This window comes from Microbacterium testaceum StLB037 (assembly GCF_900104345.1).
GTDB lineage: Bacteria > Actinomycetota > Actinomycetes > Actinomycetales > Microbacteriaceae > Microbacterium > Microbacterium testaceum_A.
The window spans coordinates 278019-304825 of sequence record NZ_FNJN01000005.1; the positions used below are offsets into that span (position 1 = coordinate 278019).

General features: G+C 70.2%; 26 protein-coding genes. 10 read left to right on the forward strand and 16 right to left on the reverse strand.

Annotated elements, in window-relative coordinates:
- Nucleotides 1-67: 67 nt before the first annotated feature.
- Nucleotides 68-784 carry a GNAT family N-acetyltransferase gene (locus tag BLS25_RS12695; protein ID WP_143017947.1) on the forward strand — a complete coding sequence of 239 codons (717 nt, stop codon included), beginning with the start codon at nt 68-70 and terminating at the stop codon, nt 782-784.
- A gap of 6 nt (nt 785-790) precedes the next feature.
- Here the strand turns inward: BLS25_RS12695 and BLS25_RS12700 are convergent, their stop codons facing one another.
- Nucleotides 791-1648, reverse strand: coding sequence for a PhzF family phenazine biosynthesis protein (locus BLS25_RS12700; RefSeq protein ID WP_074696233.1), 858 nt, complete (start codon nt 1646-1648; stop codon nt 791-793).
- 165 nt (nt 1649-1813) lie between these two features.
- Nucleotides 1814-2338, reverse strand: a complete 525-nt coding sequence (locus tag BLS25_RS12705; RefSeq protein WP_056225473.1) for an adenine phosphoribosyltransferase — start codon at nt 2336-2338, stop codon at nt 1814-1816.
- A 176-nt stretch (nt 2339-2514) separates the two neighbouring features.
- Between BLS25_RS12705 and BLS25_RS12710 the strand changes: the two genes are divergently transcribed.
- The gene (locus BLS25_RS12710) at nt 2515-4194 is read left to right on the forward strand and encodes a glycoside hydrolase family 13 protein (protein ID WP_074696235.1); all 1680 of its coding nucleotides are present in this window, start codon (nt 2515-2517) and stop codon (nt 4192-4194) included.
- A gap of 26 nt (nt 4195-4220) precedes the next feature.
- Nucleotides 4221-5282 (forward strand): LacI family DNA-binding transcriptional regulator, encoded by a 1062-nt coding sequence (locus BLS25_RS12715; RefSeq protein WP_081349827.1) that lies wholly within the window; start codon nt 4221-4223, stop codon nt 5280-5282.
- On the opposite strand, the gene BLS25_RS12720 is transcribed toward BLS25_RS12715, so the two are convergent.
- The 5 genes from BLS25_RS12720 to BLS25_RS12740 all read right to left on the reverse strand — a co-directional run bounded on the left by BLS25_RS12720 (nt 5272) and on the right by BLS25_RS12740 (nt 13468).
- The gene (locus BLS25_RS12720; protein ID WP_081349828.1) at nt 5272-5859 is read right to left on the reverse strand and encodes a hypothetical protein; all 588 of its coding nucleotides are present in this window, start codon (nt 5857-5859) and stop codon (nt 5272-5274) included. The two genes, BLS25_RS12715 and BLS25_RS12720, sit on opposite strands and share 11 nt — an antisense overlap.
- Nucleotides 5860-6032: 173 nt before the next feature.
- The gene (locus BLS25_RS12725; RefSeq protein WP_081349829.1) at nt 6033-8114 is read right to left on the reverse strand and encodes a DUF7507 domain-containing protein; all 2082 of its coding nucleotides are present in this window, start codon (nt 8112-8114) and stop codon (nt 6033-6035) included.
- Between the two features lie 97 nt (nt 8115-8211).
- Nucleotides 8212-10197 carry a putative Ig domain-containing protein gene (locus tag BLS25_RS12730; protein WP_074696241.1) on the reverse strand — a complete coding sequence of 662 codons (1986 nt, stop codon included), beginning with the start codon at nt 10195-10197 and terminating at the stop codon, nt 8212-8214.
- A 72-nt stretch (nt 10198-10269) separates the two neighbouring features.
- Complete coding sequence (locus BLS25_RS17250; RefSeq protein WP_074696242.1) at nt 10270-12069, reverse strand: putative Ig domain-containing protein; 1800 nt, start codon at nt 12067-12069, stop codon at nt 10270-10272.
- A gap of 103 nt (nt 12070-12172) precedes the next feature.
- Complete coding sequence (locus BLS25_RS12740) at nt 12173-13468, reverse strand: RNA polymerase sigma factor (protein ID WP_176786368.1); 1296 nt, start codon at nt 13466-13468, stop codon at nt 12173-12175.
- 135 nt (nt 13469-13603) lie between these two features.
- Here BLS25_RS12740 and BLS25_RS12745 point away from each other — a divergent pair, with 135 nt between their 5' ends.
- Together BLS25_RS12745 and BLS25_RS12750 are read left to right on the forward strand one after the other, a co-directional pair.
- The gene (locus BLS25_RS12745) at nt 13604-14029 is read left to right on the forward strand and encodes a hypothetical protein (protein WP_074696246.1); all 426 of its coding nucleotides are present in this window, start codon (nt 13604-13606) and stop codon (nt 14027-14029) included.
- Between the two features lie 233 nt (nt 14030-14262).
- Nucleotides 14263-14508 (forward strand): hypothetical protein, encoded by a 246-nt coding sequence (locus tag BLS25_RS12750; protein ID WP_143017948.1) that lies wholly within the window; start codon nt 14263-14265, stop codon nt 14506-14508.
- 39 nt (nt 14509-14547) lie between these two features.
- On the opposite strand, the gene BLS25_RS12755 is transcribed toward BLS25_RS12750, so the two are convergent.
- Both BLS25_RS12755 and BLS25_RS12760 read right to left on the reverse strand, forming a co-directional pair.
- A complete protein-coding gene (locus tag BLS25_RS12755) occupies nt 14548-14886 on the reverse strand; it encodes a histone-like nucleoid-structuring protein Lsr2 (RefSeq protein WP_074696250.1) in 339 nt (112 codons plus the stop codon).
- Between the two features lie 127 nt (nt 14887-15013).
- Complete coding sequence (locus BLS25_RS12760) at nt 15014-16348, reverse strand: sensor histidine kinase (RefSeq protein WP_176786369.1); 1335 nt, start codon at nt 16346-16348, stop codon at nt 15014-15016.
- A 120-nt stretch (nt 16349-16468) separates the two neighbouring features.
- Here BLS25_RS12760 and BLS25_RS12765 point away from each other — a divergent pair, with 120 nt between their 5' ends.
- A complete protein-coding gene (locus tag BLS25_RS12765; protein WP_176786370.1) occupies nt 16469-17086 on the forward strand; it encodes a response regulator transcription factor in 618 nt (205 codons plus the stop codon).
- Between the two features lie 447 nt (nt 17087-17533).
- Here the strand turns inward: BLS25_RS12765 and BLS25_RS12770 are convergent, their stop codons facing one another.
- Both BLS25_RS12770 and BLS25_RS12775 read right to left on the reverse strand, forming a co-directional pair.
- Nucleotides 17534-18787, reverse strand: coding sequence for a DUF4190 domain-containing protein (locus BLS25_RS12770; protein WP_074696256.1), 1254 nt, complete (start codon nt 18785-18787; stop codon nt 17534-17536).
- 141 nt (nt 18788-18928) lie between these two features.
- Entirely contained in the window at nt 18929-20122 is a 1194-nt protein-coding gene (locus BLS25_RS12775; protein ID WP_074696258.1) for an NAD(P)/FAD-dependent oxidoreductase, read from the reverse strand.
- 90 nt (nt 20123-20212) lie between these two features.
- Between BLS25_RS12775 and BLS25_RS12780 the strand changes: the two genes are divergently transcribed.
- The 3 genes from BLS25_RS12780 to ypfJ all read left to right on the forward strand — a co-directional run bounded on the left by BLS25_RS12780 (nt 20213) and on the right by ypfJ (nt 23025).
- Complete coding sequence (locus BLS25_RS12780) at nt 20213-21427, forward strand: amidohydrolase (protein ID WP_074696260.1); 1215 nt, start codon at nt 20213-20215, stop codon at nt 21425-21427.
- Between the two features lie 97 nt (nt 21428-21524).
- Nucleotides 21525-22025, forward strand: a complete 501-nt coding sequence (locus BLS25_RS12785; protein WP_074696262.1) for a hypothetical protein — start codon at nt 21525-21527, stop codon at nt 22023-22025.
- Between the two features lie 127 nt (nt 22026-22152).
- On the forward strand, nt 22153-23025 hold the full coding sequence (ypfJ, locus tag BLS25_RS12790; RefSeq protein WP_074696331.1) for a KPN_02809 family neutral zinc metallopeptidase: 873 nt from the start codon (nt 22153-22155) through the stop codon (nt 23023-23025).
- 152 nt (nt 23026-23177) lie between these two features.
- On the opposite strand, the gene BLS25_RS12795 is transcribed toward ypfJ, so the two are convergent.
- The 3 genes from BLS25_RS12795 to BLS25_RS12805 form a co-directional block, all read right to left on the reverse strand.
- Nucleotides 23178-23786, reverse strand: coding sequence for a copper resistance CopC family protein (locus BLS25_RS12795; protein WP_074696264.1), 609 nt, complete (start codon nt 23784-23786; stop codon nt 23178-23180).
- 2 nt (nt 23787-23788) lie between these two features.
- Nucleotides 23789-24532 carry a YcnI family copper-binding membrane protein gene (locus BLS25_RS12800; protein WP_074696266.1) on the reverse strand — a complete coding sequence of 248 codons (744 nt, stop codon included), beginning with the start codon at nt 24530-24532 and terminating at the stop codon, nt 23789-23791.
- A gap of 67 nt (nt 24533-24599) precedes the next feature.
- On the reverse strand, nt 24600-25190 hold the full coding sequence (locus BLS25_RS12805; RefSeq protein ID WP_074696268.1) for a hypothetical protein: 591 nt from the start codon (nt 25188-25190) through the stop codon (nt 24600-24602).
- A gap of 289 nt (nt 25191-25479) precedes the next feature.
- Here BLS25_RS12805 and BLS25_RS12810 point away from each other — a divergent pair, with 289 nt between their 5' ends.
- Nucleotides 25480-26064 carry a GNAT family N-acetyltransferase gene (locus BLS25_RS12810; RefSeq protein WP_081349834.1) on the forward strand — a complete coding sequence of 195 codons (585 nt, stop codon included), beginning with the start codon at nt 25480-25482 and terminating at the stop codon, nt 26062-26064.
- 8 nt (nt 26065-26072) lie between these two features.
- Here the strand turns inward: BLS25_RS12810 and BLS25_RS12815 are convergent, their stop codons facing one another.
- Nucleotides 26073-26375: a type II toxin-antitoxin system RelE/ParE family toxin gene (locus tag BLS25_RS12815; protein WP_074696270.1), complete on the reverse strand. Its 303-nt coding sequence runs from the start codon at nt 26373-26375 to the stop codon at nt 26073-26075.
- Nucleotides 26372-26605, reverse strand: a complete 234-nt coding sequence (locus BLS25_RS12820) for a ribbon-helix-helix domain-containing protein (RefSeq protein ID WP_056225407.1) — start codon at nt 26603-26605, stop codon at nt 26372-26374. Before BLS25_RS12820 ends, BLS25_RS12815 begins: the two co-directional genes overlap by 4 nt.
- Nucleotides 26606-26807: the final 202 nt, after the last annotated feature.

Below are 26807 nucleotides of genomic sequence, written 5' to 3' on the forward strand. Positions count from 1 at the left end.
GGCCCCGTGGAATGCGCAGCGCCTGACGCTGTTGTCTTACGTGCACCTCCCCCCAGAACGGATGCCCATGACCACCACCTCCGCCCTGCCCGTTCCGCACGCCGACGCCACCGTGCTCGACAACGCCGCGTGGCATGCTCTCGCCGGCCCGCACGCGCACTTCGCGATCGGCGGAGATCTCGTCAAGCGCTATCCCGAAGACGTCGCCCCCTTCGTGGCGGTGCGCACCTGGGACGATCCGGACGTGTGGGAGGCCTTGCGCGACCTCGTCGGGCCCGGCGCTGACGTGGGCCTCTCGGGCTTCGAGGGCGAGATCCCGACCTCCTGGGAGTGGGTCGGTGGCGGCGAGGGCGTACAGCTCGTCGAGACGGACGCCCTCCGCACCCGTCCGGACGACGAGGCCATCGAGCTGGGAGCCGACGACGCCGCCGAGATGATCGACATCGTCGCGCGGAACCAGCCCGGCCCCTTTCGGCCCCGCACCTACGAGCTCGGCCGCTACATCGGCATCCGCCGCGAGGGTCGTCTCGTCGCGATGGCGGGCGAGCGCCTGCACCCCGCCGGCTGGACCGAGATCAGCGCGGTCGCCGTCGACGCCGACCACCGCCGCCAGGGACTCGCCTCGCGGCTCGTCCTCGACGTCGCGTTCCACATCCAGCAACGCGGAGACCGCGCGATGATGCACGCCGCCGCGAGCAACGTCGGTGCGATCGCCGCGTACGAGCGTCTGGGCTTCGCCCTGCGCCGGCGCAACCGCTTCGCGGCGGTGCGCACGCCGGCGTGATCGACGTCAGTGCTCGAGCGGCGTCGCCGTCCCGCTGACGCGCACGCCGCCGCCCGCCGGGACGTCGACGCGCAGTTCGCTCGGCCGCCCCACGTGCCGCCCCTGACGGACGGTGAACGAGAAAGGCGCCGTGCGTCCCACGCGGTCGCGGAGGTACGCCCCGAGCGAGGCCGCCGCCGACCCCGTCGCCGGGTCCTCGGTGATGTCGCCCACGGGGAACAGGTTGCGGGCCTCGAACACCTCGGCATCCGGGCTCTTCGCATGCACGACCATCACGGTGCCCGCCCATCCGCGTTCGTCCATCAGTGCCCGCAGGGTCGCAGGGTCGAAGTCGAACGAGTCGAAGCGCTCGCGCGAGGCCACCGCGACGACCGGGTGCGTGTTGCCCGCGAAAGACTGCGCCAGCGGCAGGCGCACGTCGAGATCGCCCACGGCGAGATTCAGGATGCCGAGCAGCCGCCGCCCCACCTCGGGATCGAGCTCGCTCTGCACGGGGTCGACGCTCGTGAAGCCGGCCGTCACGCGACCGTCGGCGTCGACGGTGGTCTCGAGGGCGATCTCGCCGGCCGCGGTGTCGAAGACGAAGGGACCGGGGCCCTCCGCCTCGGCCAGGGCCACGGCGGTGGCGATCGTCGCGTGCCCGCAGAACGGCACCTCGGCGCCGGGCGAGAAGTACCGCACCCGCGCGCGCCGATCGTCGCGCGCGGTGACGAAGGCCGTCTCGGGGTAGGCGAGGTCGGTCGCGATCTGCTGCATGCGCGGCTCGTCGAGGCCCGTGGCATCGAGGACGACTCCCGCCGGGTTCCCGCCGCCGGGCTCCGCGGCGAAGGCGAGCAGGTGCAGGATGTCGGGGCGCGAGGTCATGCGTCGATTCTGGTCGACGGCGGAGGCGGCCCGGACGCAGGGCCGTACCGAACTCCTGAGCAATCGGGCGGCGGGGCTCCGAAACAGCCGGCACGCGCCCGTTCTCGACTGAGAGCTCAGGAGTTTCGCACGCGCCGCGCCGCCAGGGCTCTCGCGGACGCCGCGTCAGACGTGGAAGACGGAGTGTAGGTCGCCGCCGAGCGCCTCGCGGCCACCCAGGCCGTCGATCTCGAGCAGCGTCGCGATGCCCACGACCTCGCTGCCCACGGCCTCGAGCAGCTCGCGACCCGCGCCGAGGGTTCCGCCGGTGGCGAGGACGTCGTCGAGCAGCAGCACGCGGGCGCCGTCCGCGGCGTCGTCGTGCATCTCGATCTGCGCCGAGCCGTACTCGAGGTCGTACGAGACGGTGGCCGCGGGGCGGGGAAGTTTGCCGGCCTTGCGGATCGGCATGAGTCCCACGTTCGCGACGATGGCAGCGGCTCCGGCGAGCAGGAAGCCGCGCGCCTCGACTCCGGCGACGGCGTCGAAACGGCCGGCGAACGGTTCGATCAGCGCCTCGACCACGTCGCGGAGCGCCGCGGCGTCGGCGAGCAGCGGCGTGATGTCGCGGAACACGATCCCGGGCTTGGGGTAGTCGGGGATGCTCGTGATGAGCGATTCAGCGCGGGCGAGGGCGGAGGCGTCGGGCACCGACCCAGCCTAATCGCGGCGCTCGCGAGGCGGGGCGCGCGGCGGATGGCCAGCCGGGACGTCGAGTGTCCGAGGCGCGCGGACCCGTCGAGATCTCGTCCGGGTGTCGTGGACACTCGATGGGTCTCACGGCCCGCATGCTCCACCCTGCAAGCGCTTGCAGTAAGGTCGACGCCATGACTTTCACGCAGGAAGACGCGCGCGCCGATCTCGTCGCCGCTCCCGGCTCGGAGTGGTGGCGCACCGCCGTCATCTACCAGATCTACCCCCGCTCGTTCGCCGACGCCTCGGGCGACGGCCTCGGCGACCTGCCGGGCGTGACCGCCCACCTCGACGACCTGAAGGACCTGGGGGTGGATGCCATCTGGCTGAGCCCCTTCCAGCGGTCGCCGCAGAAGGACGCGGGCTACGACGTCGCCGACTACCGCGACGTCGACCCGATCTTCGGCACCCTGGCCGACTTCGACGCGATGCTCGCGGGGGCCCACGATCGCGGCATCCGGGTCATCGTCGACCTCGTCCCCAACCACTCGAGCGATCAGCACGTGTGGTTCCAGGAGGCGCTGAAGGCCGCGCCGGGCAGCCCCGAGCGCGCGCGTTACATCTTCCGCGACGGCACGGGCGACAACGGCGAGCTGCCCCCGAACAACTGGGAGAGCGTCTTCGGCGGCGGCATGTGGAAGCGCGTGACCGAGGCCGACGGCACCCCGGGGCAGTGGTACCTGCACATCTTCGACGAGACCCAGCCCGACTTCGACTGGACCAACGACGAGGTGCGCGCGGAGTTCCGCGACATCCTGCGCTTCTGGCTCGACCGCGGGGTCGACGGCTTCCGCGTCGACGTGGCGCACGGCCTCATCAAGGCCGAGGGTCTTCCCGACTTCACGCCCGACCCCGAGGGCGGCTCGATGGGCGGCGACGCCGAAGAGGTCCCGTACTGGGGGCAGCCGGGCGTGCACGACGTCTGGCGCGAGTGGCACGAGGTGCTCGCCGCGTACGACGGCGACCGCGCCCTCTGCGCCGAGGCGTGGCTGCCCACCGTCGCGCAGACCGCCCTGTGGGTGCGGCCCGACGAGATGCACCAGGCGTTCAACTTCCACTACCTCGAGACCGCGTGGGATGCCGCTGCCCTCCGCGACGTGATCGGCGAGTCGCTCGCCGAGTACGCCGCCGTCGGCGCCCCGAGCACCTGGGTGCTGTCGAACCACGACGTCGTGCGCCACGCCTCGCGCCTCGCGCTGACGGCCGAGAACCCGCAGGGTGCGGGCATCGGCCCGAAGACGCCCGGCAAGCCCGACCCCGTGAAGGGTCTGCACCGCGCCCGCGCCGCGACCTCGCTCATGCTGGCCCTGCCGGGCTCGTCGTACCTGTACCAGGGCGAGGAGCTGGGCCTGCCCGAGGTCATCGACCTGCCCGACGACGCACGTCAGGACCCGACCTGGTTCCGCACGAACGGCGAGCGGTACGGGCGCGACGGCTGCCGCGTGCCCATCCCGTGGACCGCCGACGCCCCCGCGTACGGCTTCAACACCACGGGTGAGTCGTGGCTGCCGCAACCCGCGGAGTGGGCCGACCTCGCCCGCGACGTGCAGGTCGACGACCCCTCGTCGACGCTGACGCTGTACCGGTCGCTGCTCGCCGAGCGCCGCGCACGCGACCTCGGCGCGGGAGAGCTCGAGTGGCTCCATGGCTTCGGCGACGAGGTCGTGGCGTTCCGCAACGGCTCGCTGCTGGTGATCGCCAACCTCGGCGACGGCGCGGTCGAGCTGCCCGCGGGCGAGGTGCTCATCGCGAGCGGCCCCCTGGACGGCGACCGCCTGCCGACCGACACGACCGTCTGGATCGCGGCGGCCTGAGCCGCGGCATCCGGAATCGCGAGACCGTGGCCGGTATCGACGACGTCGCCCGCGCGGCGGGGGTGTCGACGGCCACGGTCTCGCGCGCGTTGAGCGGGCGCGGACCCGTCTCGACCGCCACCCGCGACCGGGTGCTGGCCGCGGCCGACCGGCTCGGCTACGTCGTCTCGGCGGCGGCATCGAGTCTGGCTACCGGGCGGGCGCGCGCGGTGGGCGTGGTGGTGCCGTTCCTCGACCGGTGGTTCTTCAGCACGGTCCTCGCCGGCATCTCCGACGCCCTCGTCCGCGAGGGCTACGACATCACGCTCTACAGCGTCAGCGCCGACCCCGCTGAGCGCCGACGCGTGTTCGACGACCACCTGCGCCGCCGCCGCATCGACGCCGTCATCACGGTCGCCCTCGAATTGGATGCCGAGGAGTCGACGTCCCTGCGCGGCCTCGACGTTCCCATCGTGGCGATCGCCGGCCCGAACCCGCTGTTGACGACTCTGACGGTCGACGATCTCGCCGTGGGCCGCGCGGCCACCGAGCATCTGCTGGGGCTCGGCCACCGCCGCCTGGCTCACATCGGAGCGGACGCCGCGACCGCCGCGGGCTCGACGGTGCCGGGGCTGCGGCGTCGGGGCTTTCTGGAGCAGCTGGCGGCGGCGGGCATCGCGGATGCCGTGGTGGAACCGGCCGACTTCACGATCGAGGGAGGCTCGGCGGCGGCGACCCGGCTGCTCACGGCAGAACACCGTCCGACCGCGCTGTTCGCCGCGTCGGACGAGATGGCGATCGGTGCGATCCTCGCCGCCCGGGAGCTCGGCCTGCGGGTTCCCGACGACGTCTCGATCATCGGGGTCGACGGCCACGAGCTCGGTCGATGGTTCTCGTTGACCACCATCGACCAGTTCGCTCGGGGTCAGGGGGCGCGTGCGGCCGAGGCCGTCCTCGCCGCTCTCGACGGTGCCGAGCCGGGGCGAGGTCTCGGCACTCTGCCGTTCGAGGTGGTCGATCGCGGATCGACCGCGGCTCCGGACCCTCGGGTCCGCAGGCCGTTCGAGGACACCCCCGCCGCATCGGTCACGGATCGCTCTAGAGAGTGAGCAGGGCCGCCACGGAGAGAACGAGGCCGAGGCCCAGCGAGACCGCCCACGCGACGGCGGCCGCGGTGTACCAGTTCTGCCTCTCCTGCCAGCGGAGACGCCGCGGGTCCTGACCGTCCAGGCCCCGGAGGGCGTATCCCGTCACGAAGAGCGCGGGAGCGGCCAGGAGCAGGCTCATGAGGGTGAGGACGAGCTGGAGCAGGATGCCGTCCTCTCGCGGGCCCACGGACACCGCGGCCCAGATGCCGGTCACTGCTGCGACGACGTCGCGCGGAGCGCACAGAACCAGGATCCCGACGCTTCCGCAGATCACGATGAGCACTCGCAGAAGGCCGTCTCCGCGCGTCGGCGCCGGTGCCGGAACCGAATTCTCGCGGCGCCACAGCTCGCGCCAGAGCCGGCGGAGAGCGAGGGGCCAGACGACGGTTCCGATGAGGAGGGCGAGAAGCCCTGTGAAGATCTGCTCCGACGACACCGCGAGCCCGAGCCGATCGGCGAGCACGACCCCGCCGATCCACGCGAGCAGCGCGACCGGGACTCCCCCGGCGATAACCAGGACGGCGATGACTGCTCGCAATCGCGCACGGGACACTTCAGACGGATCCCTTCTGAGTCGCAGTGTTCCGACCCCGATGACGCAGGGGGATCTCCTCTGCGTCATCCGCATTCACGCGCGGGGCGCGACACGTCGGGTTCGGTCCGCCCGCACCGAGGGAGGGGACGGACCGAACCGGACGTGATGAGACGACCCTAGAGTCGACGCCGCCGTGCGCGCACCAGGACCCCCGAGCCGGCGACGACGAGCAGAAGCGCAGCACCGATGAGGACGGGAGCCATCGCGCCGTCGCCGCCGGTGACCGCGAGGTTGGCACGACCCGCTGACGCCGGAGTCGGAGACGTGGAGGGCTGAGGAACGGGGAGCGCCGCGATGCGCGCCACGGCGGTGGAGGGGGCCGAGACCGTCTGGACGTTCCCCGGCGCGGTGCCCGACGCCGTCGCCGTGTTCGAAACAGAACCTCTCGTCGCGTCCTCACTCGTGGCGGTGTACGTGGCGGTGAAGACGGTGCTCTCACCGGGGGCGAGCGTCGTCGTCCCGGACGGAGAGACAGCCCCCATCGTGCCCGTGCCCGTGAACGCGCCCTCGGTCACCCCGACGCCGGTCACCGTCACGTTGCCGGTGTTGGCGACGGTGAAGCGGTACGAGATCTGGTCGCCGACGTGGAACGCGCCGCCGGGTGCGGGGGCGGCGGTCTTGTCGAGAGCGAGGGACGGGGCGGCCGTCCCGGACAGAAGCGCCCGCGACGCCGCCGAGGTCACGGGGATGCCCCGTGCGGTGCCGGTGGCCGTGGCGGTGTTCGACGTGGTGCCCCGATCGATGTCGCCCTGGGTGAGCGTGTAGGTCGCGGTGAACACCGTTGCTTCGCCGGGTGCGAGTGCCGCGACCGTGGCGGGAGTGGGGGCGCTCATGACGCCACTCCCCGTGAACGCGTCCTCGCGGATCGCGACGTCCTTCACGGTGACGTTCCCCGTGTTGCGCACATCGAAGGTGTACGTGATGTTCTGGCCGACCGTGTAGGCGCTCAGTCCGGCGGGAGATGCGCTCTTCTGCAGGGAGAGAGAGCCGGCCGCCTGAATGGGAAGCGCCGCGGTCGATGGCTGAGAGGTGATCGTCGACCGCTGGAAGTATGTCGCGGTCGCTTCCGCGGTGTTCGTGACGACCCCGGCGTCGACGTCCGCCTGAGTGAGGACGTAGCTCGCGGTGAACGTCGTCGATGCCCCGGGCGCGAGCGAGCCGGAGGTGCTCGGGCTGATCGGACCGAGTTGGCCGGTGCCGGTGAACGCCGTTTCGTCGACGGCCACATCACGGACGGGGGTGTTTCCGGAGTTGGTGACGCGGAACGAGAAGGTGACGGCCTGCCCCGCGGCATAAGGGGCCGCCGCCGCGGGCGCCACCGTCTTCTCGAGGGTCAGACCGGCGCACAGACCGCTGTCTTGAGGGGCGGTCGCTCCGAAGAAGACCAGGCCGGTGGATGCGAGGGTGTCGACGGGGATGGGTGCGGCGGACGCGGTGGTGGGCAAGTTCCTGACGGCGTAGATCTCTCCGCCGCCGCTGGGCAGGTAGATGACGTTGCCCGATTGAGCCGCGCCATAGGTGGTGGGGACCGTGCCCACCTCGATGACCGAGTTGTCGGGCTTGATGCGGAACAGCGTGCTGACGTTTGTGCCGGTACCGACGGCGAGGATGTCGCCGTCGTTCAGGCTGAGGAAGTCGCCGGCCGACCCGAAGCCCGGAGGGAAGGACGCGCGAAACGGCGTGGCGACGCCCGTCGTCGGGTTGATCTGGAAGATCTCCGTGGAGTTGCCCGTCCCGGTGAGAAGGTCGCCAGTGGGGAGGGCGCTCAAGGCGTTCGCATCATAATTCGCAGGAAGGCCCGTGATGGGCGTGCCGGAAATTTCCTGCCCGGTCGTCGGGTCGATACGCCAGAGGACGTTGACGCGCACGCCGTACAGCGTGGTGCCGTCGCCGAGGAAGGCGATGTCGTAGTAGTCCCGGGTGAGGGGCACGGAGTTGAGGAGCGTCCCCGTTGTCGAATACTCGTTCAGCGCGAGCCGACCGGACCCCACGTTGGCGTAGATGCTGCCGGCGGCGCACACCGTGGCCGCCTGAGCGGCGGGTGCCGCCACCGCGGGGGCGACGAGCCCCAACAGCCCCGCCAGAAGTGCTGCCGCGAGGATCCCGATGGAGCGCGCGAAACCGCCTGGACGCTTGACAGCGCTCGGTGGCGAAGCTTCGGCGCGACGAGCGCGCCCCGCAGAGGCGTTCGGATTCATGGTTTCTCCAATGACGGGCCTGCGGTCGGTGAACGGGTTCCGACGGCGAGGAATGGTGAGCGCCGACGCCGACCGGGCCCGGTGAAGCGGAGTCGGATCAGGACAGGTGGCGTCTGCGCGCGCGGATCAGAGTGACGGACCCGACGGCGAGCAACAGCAGCCCTCCGCCCGCGAGGGACGCCGCGAGTGCGCCGTCGCTACCGGTGACGGCGAGCTTGCTACTCCCCGTTCCCGCCGCCGTCGGTGTCGAAGACGGGGCCGGGGTCACCGGTGCGGCGGCGACGGCGACCGTGTAGGCACGCGAATCGGATCCGGCGGCATTGGTCGCGGTGATGGTGAAAGCGAACGAGCCCGAGACCGACGGCGTTCCAGAGATCACGCCGGTGGAGGCGTCGATCGTCAGACCGGTCGGCAGCGAGCCGGAGCTGACCGTGAAGGTGATCGGCCCGGAGCCCGATGCGGTGACGGTGTGCGAATAGGCCGCGCCGGCGGTCGCCGCCGGGGGCGTCGGGGAGGTGATGACCGGTGCCGCGAGGACCTGCATCGAGTAGTCGGCCGTGTCTGTTCCGTCGGCGTTCGTCGCCGTGACCTGGAAGGAGAACGACCCCGCGGCGGTCGGGGTGCCGCTGATCGCACCGGTCGCCGCGTCGAGGGTCAGGCCCGCCGGCAGTGCGCCGGAACTGACGGAGTACGTGATCGGGCCGTTGCCCGTGGCGGCGATCGTCGCGGCGTACGCCGTGCCGCTCGCGCCGTTCGGCACGGTGGTGGTCGTGATGACGGGCGGCTGCGCGACGTAGAGCGTGTACACCTGCGAGTCCGTTCCTGCGACGTTCGTCGCGGTCACGGTGAACGTGAACGTCCCTCCCGTTGTGGGCGTTCCCGAGATGGTGCCGGTGGCGCTGTCGAGCGTCAGGCCCTGCGGGAGGGCGCCGTTGGAGACGGCGAAGCTTCGCGGCAGGGAGCCGGCGGCGTCGATGGAGGCGGTGTAGGCGGTGCCCGCCGATGCGTTCGGCACGGTGGTGGTGAGGATGTCCACGGCGGTGGCGAGGACGGTGACTTGGCTGTTGGTGGTTCCGGCGTTGTAGATGTACCCGTTGACGTGGTCTACGGCGATGCCGCGGTTCAATCCGGTGGGTGCGGCGGTGAGCTGGGTGACGGTGGCGGAGTTGAGGTCGATCAGGCGGGGCTTGTTCGCGCTGAGGAAGCCGACAACGAGGTAGTTGGAGCTGGCGATGTAGGACAACGGGCCGGCCGCCGCTGCTCCGAGGGGGTAGGTCGCGAGGGGCGCCAATGTGGAAGAGTCAAATGCTGCCACCGACGCCGAGGCGGTCTGCGCACCGGTTGTGACGAAAACTCGTCCCCGTGCACTATCAATTGCCACGCCGTTCGGGTTGTTAGGCCCGACGACGGATGTTGCTGTGGCGGCGACGACAGTGAAGTCCGAGGTGCGGATGGCGGTCAGTGCCCCGTTGGAAGATCCGTAGAGGAGTCCGTGCGTGGGGTCGACGGCGAGCTGCGTGTACTGCGAACCTGCCGTGGAGTGCTGTGCGGTGACGGTTCCCGATGCGGGGTCCAGTTCGGCGATGTAGGAACCAGTGTTGTCGGTGGCGGACACGAGCAAGCGCCCCGTGGCCGGGTTGTACGCCGTCGAGTTGTAGCGAGTGCCGCTCGGGGCGGGCCAGAAGACCGACGGGGCGGACGGGTTCAGCACGTCGAAGACGTCGATGCCCGTGGTTGATGTCACGAAGAGACGTGACCCGTCCGTGTTCTCGTCGAGCTCGAGGTTGGTCCCGAACTGACCGGTGCGCAACATCCGCTGGGTCGTCGACGGCGGCGTCGTCGACAGGTCGGTGACGTTGAGATTGCCCCCACCGCCGTTGGCCGAGTAGAGCACGTTGCCCGCGCTCGGCTTCAGAAGGAGGAAGGCGCCATTCGTGGTGGTGAACTGGTCGACCACCACGGGGGGCGAGGAGACCGCCGACGCCTGCAGCGCAGGCGTCACGACGAGCGCCCCCGCCAGCAACGCGGCACCGAGCACCTGTGCCGACCAGCGGCGGGCCGATGAACGGGGAGAGGGACTCATGGACGACTTCTTTCTGGGATGTCTACGTGGTGCGTTCGGGAAGGTGGGATATCGGCGTCTGCGATGAGGCGCTCAGGACTGCCGGCGTCCGCGTGCGCGGATGAGGGACCCGGCGCCCACGACGAGGAGCAGCGCACCGCCGCCCGCGAGAAGCGGCGCGAGTGCTCCGTTGGTGCCGGTCACGGCGAGCGTGCTGCTGCCCGTTCGTGCAGCGGGTGCCGACGTTGCGGAGGGGGACGGGGTGGCCGCTGCCGCCGCGACGGTCAGCGTGTACGTGCGTGAGTCAGTACCGGTGGCGTTCGTCGCGGTGACGACGAACGTGAATGTGCCCGAGGCGGTCGGTGTTCCGGAGATGACGCCGCTCGTGGGGTCCAGGGTCAGACCTGCGGGGAGGGCGGAGCCGTTGGCGAGGCCGAAGGTGATCGGGCCCGTTCCCGTCGCGGTGATGGTCTGGGAGTAGGCGGCGCCCGCCGTCGCGCCGGGAATGCTCGCTGTGGTGATCGCCGGCGCCGCGACGATCGCGACGCTGTAGGTCTTGGTGTCGGTGCCCATGATGTTGGTGGCGCTGACTTGGAATGAGAACGATCCCGCCGTCGTGGGCGTGCCACTGATGACACCGGTCGCGGGATCCAAGGTGAGCCCGGGAGGCAGGGCGGTGCCGTTGGCGAGGGCGAAGGTGATGGGACCGGTTCCGGATGCCGCGGCTGTCTGCGCGTAGGGTGCCGCGACGGTCCCGCCGGGGAGGCTCGTGGTCGTGATCTGCGGCGCGACGGCGACCGCGAAGACGATCCGCGTCGAAGGGCCCTGAGTGAACGTGCCGTCCTGCGTGGTCTGCGTGAATGTCACGCCCACAGGGCCGGGGAGAACCGTGGCCATCGGCGACGATGCGTACGGGGCGGTGCCCGACGTCGGCGTCGGAATCCCCGCACCGATGAGAGTCAACGTTCCGGGCGGCGGAACCGGGAGGGTGGGCCCGGCGGCGCCCGATCCGAGCGCAGCACCGTTACCACCCCCCGGCTGGACTGGTGTCGATGCGGTGAGGTCACCGCCGGACATCGTGATGTTGGCTCCTGCAGCATTGAACCCGCCACCGAAGCCCGCGGCCTGAGTGCCCGTGCTGGTGATCACGCCGCCGGTGATGGTGATGTTTCCGCCGGTGGTCGAACGTTGCTCGGAGCCTCCGATACCGGGACTTCCACACGTACCCGCCGCGTTGATCACGCCGCCGGTGATCGTGATGTCGGCCGAAACGGTGCTGTACTCGCCTGCGCCGATTCCGGGTCCGCAGTTGTTCGTCTTCGCGGTGATGGTGCCACCGTTGATGGTGATGGAGCCGGCAGCCATGGCCGGCGCGAACTGCGCGCCGCCGATTCCGGCTCCGTCGATAGCGGTCGACACGTCGATGACACCGCCGTTGATGATGACCGTTCCGAGGTCGCTGCCGTACGACGCGCCGATTGCGGCGCCGTACGCGCCTCCGCTGATGGTGATGTCACCGCCACCGGTGGCATCGATCGTGAGGGTGTTGCCGGCGTCGACTGCGATGCCCGCATCGATACCCGAGATCGGATCCACCGCGATCGTGAGGGAGTGAGCGTTAAGGTCGAAGGTCACATCGGAGCCGTTCGGCTGACTGAGCCGGTCAGCCCCCGGCACCTGAGACTCAGGGGCGATGATGTCCGCGCCGAGACAGATCACCGCCCCGGTCGAAGGCGCCGTGGCGAACGCGGCCTGCAGGTCCGACCACGTCGTCGGTGTGACCGTGCAGGTCGCGGCCTGGGCGGGCGACGCTGCCAGCACCCCGAGAGCGACCAGCGAGACGCTCGCTCCGAGCGCGGCGGCTCGTCGAGCGATGGAACGGGTCGAAGACATGTCGTGGTCCCCCCTAGGGCGCACAGAGAACGTCGCCGGGCCGGGACGTTCTCTGGAACGTAGAGGGGGACACATACACATGCCTCACCCCAGGCAGCGGTTGTCAACTTTGGGTGACAAATGCGGCGCCGTGCGGAAGGGACCCGGTGGCGGTCCCCTCGAATTCGAACTGGCCCGCCCGTGCGTGGACGACGACGCGGTAGGCGGGTGCGGCCGTCGTGCCGTCGGAGACGACGGTGAGGACGGCGTCTATCGGTCCCGGGCCGGGGTCGCACACCACAGTGTCGGCACGCGTCTCGCACCTCCAGGCGGGAGGCATCTCGCCGAGGCGCCCGCCCTCGATCGTGAGGGCGATCGAGTCGGCTCGCCAGGTCTCCGCGTCGACGACGAATGAGAGCGACAGGGTGGTCGGTGAGGTCGCCTCGGCGGTGAAGTGCGCGGGGGGTTCGGCGGCAGAGGTGAGCAAGAGCGTGACGAGTCCGACCGCGGCCAAGGTCGAGCCGGCAGCGACGGACATGGCGCCCGGCGTCAGCCCCGTGAGCGCCCGCGAGATCACGCGCGTCCCGCGCTCCACCACCCGGTGACGACTCCCGTGTCGAAGGGGCGAGAGAGCGACGGCAGCAGGGGGCTCGCTCACGGATGACACGACGAGGACGGTCGTGACGCCGAGCGCCGACGTCAGGGTCGCCCATCGCCGCCAGTTGTCTTGGCACGTGCGGCAGCCGCCGATGTGCGCCAGCCCCGGCGCAGCGGGTTCGTGCGCCTGCCACTCCGGCTGCGGAGTCCGCGGAATGTGCGCGGCGTTGGCGGCGCAGTCGGCGTGCCCCCGGCGCAGTGTCGACACGAGAGTGGCGCGGCGGAGGGCGAGTTTGGCTCGTCGGAGCAGATTCGAGACGGCGGCGGCGTTTCGACCGAGTTCGCCTGTCAGCTCGGAGGGCTTCCGTCCCTGAACGGTGACGGCGTCGAGAACCTTCCTCTGGTCCTCGGGGAGGCTGCGGAAAGCTTCCCGGATGAGCGTGAACTCGCCATCCAGCTCGATTTCGCGCAACGAATCGTCGACCGATTCGTCCGTGGGCATCCCCTCGAGGCCGAGGGGAACATCTCGGGAACGCGACGCACGGTATTCGTCGACGACGATGTTCCGCATCGTTCGGATGACATACGTGTGCGCGTGCGTTTGGGGTCCGGTGCCCTGGTTCCACTTGCGCAGCAGCCGAGAGAGGGCCTCGCTGAGGACGTCGTCAGGGTCAAGGGGCGGCGGGGTGACGTGGTTCGCCATTCGCTTCAGATACGGCAGCACATTTTGCAGATACCGGGCCGCCGCGGCTCGGTCTCCGGCGGCGGCGAGGGCGGCGAGGCGGTCTGCCTCCCCCGCCGCCGTACTCTCCTCAGCCCTCATCGGCATCCCCTCGAAGGAGCGGAATTCGCGCGCACGGGTCGGCGATAGATTCCTGCGCCCCGGGCGTCAACCGACGGAAGGAGTTTCGTTTCCCGCGCTGTCTCATGCGCGGGGCCCGCACATGAAGGAGTCCCGATGAACATCTCCCCCTCCACTCCCGCCGGCAGAAGGCCGGCCGTGCAATCCCTGCGGCGCGCGGTGCACGACGCGCTCACCGGGCCGCACCGTGTCGTGATCGTCACGGGAGCGACGAAACGCCTGCGATCGACCATCGTCGCGGATGCCGTGGAGCAGACGTCCGAGTGGATACGACTGACGGCCCCGACAGCGACCGCCGTCCGCACGGCACTGGATCTGATGCCGTCCGGTGTGGTGTTCGCTGACGATGTCGCCCTGGTCGACCTGTGGGACGTGCTGGCGGAGGCATCGCGCGTCGCGCGAAACGACACTCAGCGCGTCATCATCACGTGGCGGTTCCACCCCGAGATCGCGCAGCTGGCGGCGGCGACCAGCGGAGCACATCACCTCGGTCTCCCACACCATGGCGCTGCCTCTCGCTAGCCCGATGCCGTCCTGTTCTCCATCAGCGCGGCCCAGCTCGCGCTCGTTCTGGCGAGCAGCGGACGAGTCCGCCCCTCTCCCCCGGGGAGCGCCTGCTGCGCGACGCGCGGTGCGATCGGTGGTCAGAAGTTGACAAACGGCGTCGGCGCGCGCCGAAGTCGAGGTGGGCGTTCCTACAGTGATGCGATCACCGGGCATCCCGGGCCCGGCGACCTGATCCCGAGGTGATCGCGATGCCGACATTCTCTGTCCCCGCCGCGCTCAGCGCGTCTCAACGCTCCGCCGGAGCACACCCTCACCCGCTGCGATCGAACGATCCGTCCGCCGACCCGACGGAGACCTCGGAGAATGTCCGCAGCCGCGACGGGGGTCGGGCGGAGTCGCTGTCGTTCTTCCGCGGAGTTCTCATCGCCGCTCTTCTCGTCATCCCCGTGTGGGGCGGTGTGATTGCCGTCGTGGCCCTCGCCCTCTCGCGGTAGGCGAACGACGGGCGCGCCTGCCGTTGAGCGAAGGAACCCTCAGTCCCGGGACGAGGAGTGGTTCGCCGCCCGGTAGGCCTCGAGGACGGTGTTCGACATCCTGCCCTTGTCACTGACCACGAAGCCGTTCGCGGTCGCCCATCTCCGGATGGCCTCGACGTCACGGGTCGACGCGGCGCGTCGCGTGCGAGCGGGACCCCCGGAGCGGCGGCCGGCCGCCACGTAAGGGGCGAGAATGTCACGAAGGGCCTGGGCGTTCCGTCTCGAGAGATCCACCTCGTACACACGACCGTCGATCGAGAAGTGGACGGTCTCGCCGTCTTCGATGACTGCCCCGTCGAGGTCGTCGACCATCTGGATGATTTTCCGCTGCGCCACGTGGGAGGCCTTTCGTCTTCTCCGGATACGGCGACAGACGCCGCAATGCGTGCGAATCTAACGACCCGCTGACACGGCTGCGGAGCAATCCCGGTGGGAGATCAACTTTCGGCCACGAGAGCGCGCGTTATTCGTCGGAATGTTCCGACCGGTGGGCTGCGTCCGTCATTTGATGACCACCGACTTCTTCTAAATCGATGGGCAACATGAGAGTCAAGTACGCACGGGCGTCGTCTGTTGCGAAGGTCACCACTCCCCCGACGGGAACGGCATCTGTCTGGAGGCTTCGAATGCCATTCCCGCTCGAGATCGGGTGTCCCGCCTCATGTTCCTCTGCGCGTGGACTCGCGATGGTGAAGGTCACCGTCGCTGATCGCTCGTCGAACGCGGACGTGACGTCCGCCCGAGCGGGCCGCGCGTATTTCACCGCGTTCGTCAATCCTTCGCGGACGGTGCGTACGACGAAGTCGGAATGAGCACCGCTGAGCGGAAGGTCGTCGACGAGGTCGATCGACACGGCGAGCCCTGCGCGCTCGACCTCACGGACGATATCGGCGAGCCTGTCTTCCAGCACAGCCCTGCTCGACGTGGACGTGAGGTCGGTGACGGTGTTCGCGAGCGCCCGCGCAGCCGCCCGGTTCTGATCGCGGATGGTGCTGAGAGCTTCTCTGATCTCGCTGTCGGTCAGCCGGGCGGTCTCGATGCTGCTGACGAAAAGGTTGATGAGCGCCAGATTGTGACCGAGTTCGTCGTGGAGCAGGCGGGCGATGCGTGAGCGCTCCGCCTGCGTCGCCTGCTCGGAGATACGAGGCGCCTGCTTCATCGCGTCGAGGAAGAGGTCGGTCACCTCGGCGTTCCGCCGACGCTGGTGGCCGGCAACGATTCCCGCGAAGCCCGCGCCGGCAGTGGTGAGGATCGAGAACACCGCGATGAGAGCGGCAAGGCCGGCGTTGGAGGTATTCGCCCAGCGAATGAGATACAGCACGAAAAGACCGGCGCTCGATGTCATCCCCGCGATGACGAAGCAGATGGTCACCCGTGGGGTGTATCGGAGCCCGAGGAGGAACATCATCGCCCACCCGGCGGGGGCGGCGATGGGTGTCAGGGCGGCGGTGGCGAGGACGATCCCGGCCACGAGACGCGTTCGCTTGTGATTCCAGAGGAGAGCGGTCACGCCGATGGACCCGATCGCGAGGGTGACGAGCAGATTCCACAATTGCAGAGGCGGGGCGGCTAAGGCGAAAAGCGCCAACCCGATCGCTCCCGCACCCGCAGCGAGTAGTGCGTTTCGCTGATACGACCTGAAGTAGTCGAGGTTGTCTTTCACCAATGCGTCCTCCGCACGGGTCGGGCGCTGGATCGCGGCACGACGAGTAGTCCGCCTAGCGCTGATCGGGTGCAACGTGAGTGCGTTTTCCGTCTTCCGACGGATTGGAGACCGACAGTACCGGATACCGCGCACTGTCGGGATGCTCCGTGTCAACCGATGTTGATGGTTGGGCTGCATCTCGCCCGGGGAGGGCGGAGCTCGGGTGATACGTTTCGTCTCCGGCGCCTGGGGGTGCTCGCGAGGGAGAATTCGATGAACGTGTCTAGCAAGCCGGCTCGCGTGCTGGTGATCGATGACGATCCGCTGGTGCGCACCGGCATCAGGCTCCTGTTGCGCGGGAATACGAGCGTCTCGATCGTGGGGGAATTCGCCGGTCATCGGGGGCTCCTGGAGGCCGTGAAAGACCTGCAACCCGACGTTCTTCTCATGGACCTCTTCATGCCCGAGGAATCGGGGCTCTCCGTCGCGCGCCGGGTCCGTCTCATGTACCCGGACCTGCGCATAGTCCTCATGTCGTCGATCGACAACCCGGCGCTGTACGCGGACGCACGCAACGTCGGTGTCAACGCTTTCGTCGCCAAGACGGCTCCCGCAGCCGACTTCATCACGGCGCTCGTCGGCGCAGACTGCTCATCGAAGACCAGCACCACCGTGCTCTCCGACAGAGAGATCCAAGTCGTCGAATTGCTGGCGTTGGGGGCGAGTAACGAAGAGATCTCCGCGGCCCTGCATCTGAGTCAGAACACGGTCAAGACGTACGTTTCTCGCGCGATGGACAAGACCGACACAACAAACAGAGTCCAATTGTCGAATTGGTTTCACGGGCTTACCGAATCGCATCTGCTCGGCGATCGGGTGGATATGCCATAACTGCGCGAGCGTCACCCGAAGTGGACAAACTCACGCTCGGCCCTCCGGGCGGGCGGGCACAAGGGTGATGATCGTATCCGCGCGAGATAGCTCCTCGCGTGGTCAGAGCCTGTGGTGGGCCGCTCGGGGCGGGTGTGGAAGTTCGAGATTCACGCCCGCCTCATCCCACCTTCGACTTGAGCAACCTGTTCTCCCCCTAGAGACTCCCCCGGTTGCTCAAGCGCCGAATGTACCCGATTCGGCGTCGGGCGGGGGGACGCGGCCCACTCTGCGTCTCCCCGCTCACCCCTCCGTGTGTTCCTCCGCCGGCGGGCACGAGACCACTGTCAGGACACAGGCGACTCTCATGGCGCCGTCGGGGAGTTCACCACCGTCGCCCCCGGCGCGAGGCACCTCCCGCCCCGCGCGCCACGCAGCGCCTCGCATGGACGCCGTTCGCGCCCGGCGTCAGCGCGCCGAGCCCGCCAGCGACCCGGTGGTCTCCTCGACGGCCGGGTCGTACAGCAGGCACGAGATCTCGCGGTCGCCGCCGGCCCAGGTGTCTTCGGTGGGAGCGACGAACTGATAGTTCAGCGCCGACTGGTCGAAGGGGATGCCGACGAACGACGGGAACGCAGCGTCGCAGCCCTCCTGGGCCGCGGTCGCGATCGCGTCGTCGCCCGGGAACGTCCCCTCGGGCAGGAGGAAGCTGCTGAACACCTCGTACGTGTGCGGGACCGCGCAGTCGACGAGGTTGGACGAGCTGATGAAGCCGCCCGGGACGTTGTCGAGGCACGCGCCGACGGGCAGCGTGAACGTGTCGCCGTCGCCCGGGGCCGCCTCGCTCGGGCCCACGGTGACGCCGCCGTCCTGCGGGTAGTCCGGGATGTCGAAGGGGTCCGACGAGGACGCCTGCGAACCGACCGCGATCGAGAAGATCACGAGACCGATCACGGCGATGATCGCCAGGACGCTGATGACGGCGCCCGCGACGATGCCGGTGATGGCGAGGCCGCGTCCCTTCTCGCCGGTGCGCTTGATCTGGGCGAGGGCCACGGCACCCGCGATGATGCCGCCGACGGGGAACACGAAGCCGAGGATGATCGCGAGGATCGAGATGCCGTTCGTCTTCCCCGAAGCGGCGGGAGCGGTGCCGTAGGGCGAGGCGCCGTACGCGGGTGCACCCGCCTGGGGGTACTCCGGCGTCGCACCGTAGGCGGGGGCGGCGCTCGAGCCGTCCGCGGCGGGAGCGGCCGCGCCCGGGTACCCGGGCGGCGCCGGCGGAACCGGAGGTGCCCACGTGCCGTCGGTCGCGACCGGCTGCTGCGCGGCGCCCGCATCGGACGGGGCCGCCGGCACGCCGCCGACGAGCAGGCCCTGCTGAGCCAGGCGCTCACCGGTGAGATGAGCCGCCTGTCGCACGACATCGCCGGCCTTGGCCGCGCCGATCGCGCCGCCCTTGAAGAACCCGCCGACCGCGGAGTGCTCGAACGACGCGAGCGTCCCCTCGGTAGCCTGAGAGAAGTGCACGTCGAAGCGGACGTGCATGTCCTGACCCGCGAAGGCTCCGGCGACGAGGGTGGTGCCCATGCTGCCGCGCGAGACGTCGAGGGAGCCGGATGCCGTCGGTTGCACCGAGAAGCCCTGCTCGGCGAGGGCGTAGCCGACCGCGTCGCGGGCTCGATCGACGGGGACGGACAATCGGAGTTCAGCGGTGGCCATCGGGCGCTCCTGGGGGGTCTCTCGCGCCGAAGACTGTCAGCGCGCGTCCAGGTTAGTGCCGCGGGGCCCTCCGCACGAGCGCGGAGCCCGGCGCACGGCGAGGGGCGAGGCCGTCCGCACCTCGCGCCCTCGCCCGCACCGTCAGCGGATTCGCCCGACGAGGTCGTCGCGCGTCAGGGTGTCCGCCTCAGCGAGCACCGCGCGGGCGGCATCCCGCGCCTCTTCGACGTTCCAGAGCAGGACGCCGACGACCCGATCGTCGTCGAGGTAGTAGACGACGCCGCGCTCGGTGTCGATCCAGTCCTCGACCGTCTCGAGAGAGGAGTCGAGGGTTCCGACCGCCTCGTACCGGATGCCGAAGACCGCCGAGTAGTAGTACGGCGTGTGCGTGTAGGGCTCGGCGGCGCCCGCGAGATTGCGTCCGGCCGCCTTGCCCTGCTCGTTGGCGTTGTCGACGTGCTCGACGCGGCGGCGCCCGAGCAGGCGGTCGGGGTAGCTGGCGACGTCGCCCGCGGCGTACACGTCGTCGGCCGACGCCCGCAGCTGCGCGTCGACGTGCACGCCGTCGTCCACCGTCAGCCCGGCGTTCTCCGCCAGGTCGGTGGCGACCTCGATACCGAGACCGCTCACGACGGCATCCGCGCGGACCTGGTCACCGTTCTCGAGGTCGAGGCGGGCGCCCGCGGCATCCACTTCTCCTCCCGAGACCTTCGAACCCGCGACGATCTCGACGCCGGCATCGCGGAAGAGCTTCTCGAACCGCTCTGCGAGCGCCGGCGGGAACACCGCGTCACCGAGCACCGCACCGGTGTGGATCAGCACGGTCTCGACGTCGTTCTGCACGAGGGCTGCGGCAAGCTCCGAGCCGATGTATCCCCCGCCGACCACGGCGATGCGGTCGACGTCCTTCGAGAGGGCGCGCAGGCGGCGGTAGTCCTCGGCCGTGCGGAAGGTCAGTGCGCGCTCTCCGTTCGAGCGGTCGTCGACGGGGAGGGGGACGGGCTTGCCGCCGGTGGCGAGCAGGAGCTTGCCGTACGAGAACGTCTGGTCTCCGGCATCCACTTCGTGCTCGCCGGGGCGGATCGCCGTGGCGCGCGTGCGCAGCCGGATGTCGGCGCCGGTGTCGTCGGCGGTGCCGAGGGGCACCTTCTCCCACGTGAACTCGTCATCGGTCCACAGCTTCTTGCTCAGGGCGGGGCGCGTGTACGGCTCGTCGACGTCGTCGCTCAGGATCCCGATGGATCCGTCGGCGTCAATCTCGCGGATGCCGCGGGCGGCGGTGTCGGCGACCATTCCGCCGCCGACGATGAGGTAGTCGAAGTGTGTGGTGGTCATGGCGTCAGCGTCGCCGCTCAACCTGACCGAAGCGGATGGGTTGCGGGGGTGAGCGGCATCCGGTAGCGCCCCGCTGACTAGGCTCGGGGCATGAGCGTCGACCTCGAAAGCCTCTACACCGACCTGCACGCCCACCCCGAGCTGTCGTTCCAGGAGACGCGGACGGCGGGTGTCATCGCCCGCCACCTCGCGGATCTCGGGCTCGACGTCGAAGAGGGCGTCGGCCGCACCGGCCTCGTCACGACCATCGCCAACGGCGAGGGTCCCGTCGTGTGGGTGCGCGCCGACATGGACGGCCTTCCCGTCGAGGAGCAGACGGGCCTCGCGTACGCCAGCACCGCGCGCGGCACCGACCCGGCCGGCAACGCCGTCCCCGTGATGCACGCGTGCGGCCACGACATGCACGTCACCGCCCTGATCGGTGCCCTCGAGCGCCTCGTCGCCACGCGCGACGAGTGGGCGGGGACGGTCGTCGCCGTCTTCCAGCCCGCCGAGGAGTACGGGGCGGGCTCGAAGGCGATGATCGCCGACGGCGTGCTCGACCGGTACCCGAAACCCGACATCGTGCTCGGCCAGCACGTCACGCCCCTTCCCGCCGGCATGATCGGCGTGCGACCGGGCACGCAGATGGCGGCATCCGACGGCCTCACCGTCGTGCTCCACGGCCGCGGGGGTCACGGTTCGCGCCCGCACTCCACGATCGACCCCGTCGTCATGGCCGCCGCCACCGTCATGCGCCTGCAGACCGTCGTCTCGCGCGAGGTCGACCCCCGCGACGTCGCCGTCGTGACCGTCGGATCGATCCACGCCGGACTGAAGAACAACATCATCCCCGCCGAGGCCAAGCTCGAGCTGAGCCTGCGCTACCCCGACGACGCCGCGCGCGAGCGCGTGATGACGAAGGTCGAGCGCATCATCCGCGCCGAGGCCGAGGCATCGGGGGCCGAGCAGACGCCCACCATCACCACCGATCACACCCTGCCGCCGACCATCAACGACACGGATGCCACGGCCCGCCTCACCGCGGCGTTCCAGCGCTCGTTCGGTGAGGGCTCGGTCGTCGACCCCGGCATGTTCACCGGGAGCGAGGACGTGTCGTGGTTCGCGCGCGAGTCGGGCGCCCCCCTGGTGTTCTGGTTCTGGGGCGGTGTCGATCCCGAGACGTTCCAGAAGGCCTTCGCGGGAGGCACCATCGAGCGCGACATCCCGACGAACCACTCGCCGTACTTCGCCCCGGTGATGCAGCCGACGATCGACCGCGGCGTGGAGAATCTCGTCGTGGCGGCGCGGGAGTTCCTCGGCTGAGGTGTCCTGCTCCGGCCCAGCCGCGAGGCCGGGGCCCTCGCGTCGCGCCGCGATCCGTGTGAGGGTGGGATCTCGCCCCCTTCCGCCGGAGGACGCTGTGACCACGACTCCCACCGAGAACACGACACCGCTCCTGCCGGGGTCGGCGCTCCTCGTCGGCATCCGCTCCCTCCTTGTCTGGGCCATCGTCGCGTCGGCCGTGTCGGCGATGTTCCTCCGCGGCACGCACCAGAGCTGCTCGGGCGGCCTCGCTGCGAACGGACAGGGGTTCATCGATGCCGGCGGCGCTCCGACCGCCATCGAGCCGCGGTGCGGGTCGATCGAGTTGAGTCCGAGCCCACTCCTTTTCGCCCTCCTCGCGGTGGTCGTGATCGGAACGATCACCCGCATCCTCCGCCGAGCCGGTGACGAAGATCACGCCTTCCGCATGCTGAACAACGCGCGGATGGCGATCGTCGTCCTCACGCTGGTAGCCCTGGCCGTCGGCTGGATCGCGATCATGACAGTGCACGTCGACGACTGGAGCTCGTTCTCGCTGTACTCGCCGTTGCCCTTCGGGCAGTTCGACATCGAGACGTGGCCGATCACACAGCGGTAACCGGGGACGGGACACGGAGCAGAGTCACACCGCGGGGTGTGCCGACGGACGACGCCGACGCGAACGGCTCCCGCACCCGAAGTCCAGCCCCTCGGCGACGGTCCGGTCGGCGCGTAGCGTGACCGCCGTGACGTTCAACGACAATGCCCGCGTCGGCGGCAACTCGGCCAAGCGCCGAGGAGGAGCCGTGGCGGCCGTCGGCGGTGGGGCCGTGGGCCTCGGCGCCGTGGTGGTGCTGCTCATCTCGATGTTCACCGGGACCGACCTCACCGGCCTGCTCGGCTCGGGTGGCGGCGCGGCCCCCGGCAGCGGCGGCGAACAGGTCGCGAGCTGCGAGACGGGCCGGGATGCCAACAGCGACGACGCCTGCCGCTTGGCCGCGGCATCGCTCGACATCGACCAGTTCTGGGCGGAACGCCTCGACGGCTACCGCAAGCCCCAGCTCGTCATCGTCGACCAGCAGACGGGGAGCTCGTGCGGCACAGCCTCGAACGCGACCGGTCCGTTCTACTGCCCGCCCGACGAGACGGTGTTCGTCGACCCGACCTTCTTCTCGATCCTTCGCGCGCAGTACGACACCACCGCGGGCCCCCTCGCCCAGCTCTACGTGCTCGCGCACGAGTACGGCCACCACGTCCAGAACCTCACCGGCGTGATGGAGCAGTACCCGAACAATGGCACCGGCGCCGACAGCAACGGCGTCCGCACCGAATTGCAGGCGGACTGCTTCGCGGGGGCCTGGGTCGCCGCGGCCTCCGAGCAGGTGGACGAGAACGGCACCCCCTACCTTCAGCCTCCGACCGAGCAGCAGATCCTCGATGCCCTGTCGGCCGCGTCCGCCGTGGGCGACGACCACATCCAGGCCGAGGCGGGTCAGATCTCGAACCCCGACAGCTTCACGCACGGATCGAGCGCGCAGCGCACCCGGTGGTTCGACGAGGGCCGCCAGGGCGGCGTCAACGCCTGCGACACGTTCTCGGTGCCCGGCGGCAGCCTCTAGGCCTCCGCCGGCGCCGCCTCGCGAGAGTCGATCAGCGTCGTCCCCCGCCTCCCAGGACTCCCCGTTCGGCTCGGGATGCCGAAACCCGGCGCACCCCCTCGACCCCGCGGAACGGGACTCGGGGTGGACGCGCCGGGTCATGGCATCCGGAACTACTCGGTGTCGGACGACTCCTGCTCCTCGCGGGGACGGCGGCTGAGGATGACGACGACGATCACGCCGACGAACACGACCGCTCCACCGCCCACGAGCAGGCCCACGGTCAGGCCCGACATCCCGCCCGAGGTGGAGGGTGCGGCCACCGGGGTCTCCGCCGGGGCGGCCCCCTGAGCGCCCGCGCACGGGGAGGCGTCGGCACCGGCCGACACGCTCTCACCGGTGTACGTGAACGGGATCTCGCCCGAGACGGGATGCCCGTCGGACGAGACCGCTCGCCACTCCACCGTGTACCCACCGGGCGCTCCGAGAGCGACCGGGAGGGTGAGGGTCGGCCCCGCGAGGGCCACGCACTCGCTCTCGTAGTGCCTGCCGTCGGGCCCGATCACGATGACGATGTTGCCGCCGTCGTAGCCGAGCAGATTGGCGCTGAAATCGAGGGTGACCTCCGACAGCGACGAGACGCTTTCCCCCTCGGCGGGCGTCGACGACACGAGGCTGTCGTGCGCAGAGGCCGCCGACGACCCGCCGAGAGCGGCGGTCATCGCCGCAGCGACGACCACCGCCCCGACCAGGGCCCGGCGCAGAGCGTTCCGGGAGCCCATGCTCAACTGCGCTTCGGGCGACGCGACACGGCGATGGCGCCGAGAACGGCGCCGGCGATCGCGATCACGAGAGCGGCGATGCTGAGACCCAGCGACAGTCCCGAGGAGTCGCTCGTCTGAGCCGCGGCCTCCATCGAGTGGTCGTCCATCGTCGGCGCAGCCGATGCCCCGCCGTGACCGCCGTGGCCGCTCGCGGGCGGGGTGTCGTTGATGTACAGCACGGGCGCGGGCTCGAGCGTGTCGTCTGCCGCGACCTGCTCGGGGGTGTTCGTCCAGTCGACGACCGAGCCGTCCGAGTACGTCTGCACGGCGGGGAGCACGAGGTGACCCGTGTCGGGGATCGGCCCGAGGACCGCCGAGAAGATCTGGAACTGGTCCCGCCCGATGCCCACACCGGGGTCGGCCTGCCACACGATCTTGAGCGGGCCGTCCGAGATGGTGTTGCCGTCGACCTCGACGGGGGCGGGTAGCGCCCCCTTCTCGACGGTGGCGGTCCAGCCCGGGACGGGCTCGACGAGGACCGAGGTCAGCGGGGTGTCGGTCGGCAGAGTCACCTCGACCTTCACGGTGGACGCGGTCTCGGACTCAGTGGGGACGCGGAAGTTCACCGTGGCGTAGCTGCCGGGGGTGGCGGTGTTGGGGTTGACGGTGACGTGGGCCGACGCCGCGAGGGGCACGGCGATCGCCATGGCCGCGCCGGCGGCGAGGCCGACGAGGGTACGACGAAGAGTGGTCTTTCGAGACATGGTGCTGCTTTCTGAGAAATGCGCACGCCGATGAGGCGCTTCTTTCGCGCGAAGGATGGGGGCGGGATCAGGCCGCGAGCGGCGGACCCCGGTGCCTCATCGACGACAGCACGGTCATCGCCGTCGTCAGCAGCAGCGGCTCGGGCGCGGAGAGAACGGCATCCGTCCGCGGAGGAAGACCCCGCACGGGGCGCAGCACAGAGAGCACCGCGACGAAGAACCGGGCGATCGCCTGCACCGCCCGCTCGCCACGACCGAGGGCGACCACCGTCACCAGAGCGGCGACGGCGTGCGCCGTCCACATCCACGGCGACTCCGCGCCGTGAGCCGACGCACTGTGCGCTCCGGCCGCGCTGAGGATGGATGCCGCGCCGTGGTGAGCGGCCGGGACGAACCCGCCCTGCAGATCGAGCACGAGCAGCGCGTGGAACAGCGCCTGGCTGAGCACGACCGCGAGCGACAGACGCGTCCACGACAGTGCACGACCCGCGAGCATGACGCAGACGGGAGCCGCGAGGCACAGGGCCAGCACGATGTTGACGAGGGGCGGCCGCTCAGCCGAGACGGCCGCGTGCGAGAGGGTCGCCACGAACGTCGCGACCGCGGCCGCGGCCATGCCGCGCCCCGCCCGCTGCGCGCGCCCTGCTCTCGACGACATCTCACTCCTCGCGTCCAGCCTAGGCGGCGGGGCCGCCGAGGGCGGCGAGGGGTGGTCCGCCGTCGAGACACCCGTGGGTCGTGCGCGAGCACATGCGGGGCGTCCGCGAGCACAACCGCGGGGGCTCGCGGCCCGACCGCGGGACACGTGCGAGCACAACGGCGGGTCGTTCGCTCGACACGCCGCTTCTCGGTCGACGCCGCCGGGGTGTCGGCCCAGGGTCCCGCCGTTGTGCACGCGCCCGAGACCCGGACGGCACGGTGTCCGACCGGTTGGGTAGCGTCGGGACATGGCCGACGACGCGATCCACGACACCGACACCGCCCTGGCATACGGTTCCGCCCTGCTGCGCGGCGAGCGCGTGCGGCTCCGCGCGCTGACCGACGCCGACCTCGACCGGCTCGTCGACTGGTGGCTGCGGAGCGATAGCGCCGTGCTGCAGCAGAACAGCGTGAGCCCGCGCCCGGCGGCATCCGTTCGCGAGATGTTCCAGGCGTGGAGCCGCAATGACTCCCCCGGCGGGGCGGGCTTCAGCATCGACGACGAGACCGGGCAGCTCATCGGTCACGCCACGATGTGGGGAGCCGCCCTCCCGGTCCGCGTCGCGACCTTCGCGATCGTCCTCGGCCCCGATGCCGTCGGCCGCGGATACGGCGCGGATGCCACGCGCACCATGCTGCGGTTCGCCTTCGACGAGCTCGGGGTGCACAAGGTCGAGCTCCGCGTGTGGGCCTTCAACGACCGCGCCATCCGGGCCTACGAGAAGGCGGGATTCGTGCGCGAGGGCGTGAGACGCGCGGTGGCGTTCCACGGTGGGCGATTCCATGACGAGGTCCTCATGGGCGTGCTCGCCGAGGAGTTCCGCGCGGGCTGACTGGCCCCTCAGTCGGCGAAGACGCGTCCCACATCGCGGCGCGCGTGCAGCACGCGGTGAACCCGGACGACATCGTCATCGTTCGTATACCGGAACCTCTCGACCGCCAGACTGCGGAGTCCCGGGATTCCGGTGAGGGCTTCGGCCGACATCGACCCCACCGAGGGGAAGGCCGCGCTGCGGCGAACGCACTGTTCGATCACGTCGAAGAACCGCTCGGCCGTCGCCGCGTCGGCGGTCGGCCGGTAGACCTCCACGGCGCCGGTGAGGTCATCGTCGGTGGCGTGAGAGGAGACGACGCGGCGCGTCACCGGGATTCGGTGCCGCGCGCCCGCAGTCGATCGAAGTAGGCGGCATCCATTTCCGAACCGTCGCCCGAACGGACGCCGTCGAGGACGGCATCGCGGAGGCGCACGTTGTCGCGGTCGCGGCGGATGAGTTCGCGTACGTATTCCCTGCTCGACGCGTAGAGGTGCGAGCTCACCTGCTCGTCGGCGAACGCACGCAGCTCATCCGGGAGGGAGATGTTCATCGTGGCCATGAGAGAAGCCTCCGCGTCGATGGCAAACCTTGTCATCGGGCCCGAGCGCCCCGCTCCACCGTCGGACTGACCACTCCCGCACGGTCGTCGACCAGGCGGCGCCGGCCGACGGTCCGGGACGAGCGGTCATAGGCCGACCGAACCGGGCGTGACATGCGAGCCCGTGTGTGCAGACGGTATAGGAGATCGCGAGTGCCCACGT